Origin of the sequence: Halalkalibaculum sp. DA384, from assembly GCF_043951955.1 — a bacterium.
In the GTDB taxonomy this organism is placed as follows: Bacteria; Bacteroidota; Rhodothermia; order Balneolales; family Balneolaceae; genus JAMQKA01.
Genome location: NZ_JBINJE010000132.1, coordinates 1 through 344, shown reverse-complemented (window position 1 = coordinate 344; position 344 = coordinate 1). Strand labels below are relative to the sequence as shown.

The 344-nt window shown below is 59.6% G+C and carries 1 pseudogene; it reads left to right on the top strand.

The annotated features are described in order from the left end of the window. Positions 1-344 (top strand): annotated as a pseudogene (locus tag ACG2E4_RS18570) (dehydrogenase); the annotation flags it as partial.

The window sequence follows — 344 nt, the reverse complement described above, 5'->3', positions numbered from 1 at the left end:
GACGCCGGCAAGCACGTGTTTATGGAAAAACCGCTCGCCACCGATGCCCCGGGGGTTCGGAAGGTGCTGGAGGCCGGGAAAAAGGCCGACCAGAAAGGCCTCAACGTGGTTGTCGGGCTGCAGCGTCACTACCAGAACAGCTACCGTGAGGTCGTCGACCGCATTAAGAACGACGGCACCGTTGGCGACATCGTTTCCGGGCAGGTGTACTGGAACAGCGACGGGGTGTGGGTGCGCGAGCGGCAGCCCCACCAAAATGAGATGGAATTCCAGATGCGCAACTGGTACTACTTCACCTGGCTGTGCGGGGACCATATCATGGAGCAGCATATCCACAACATCGA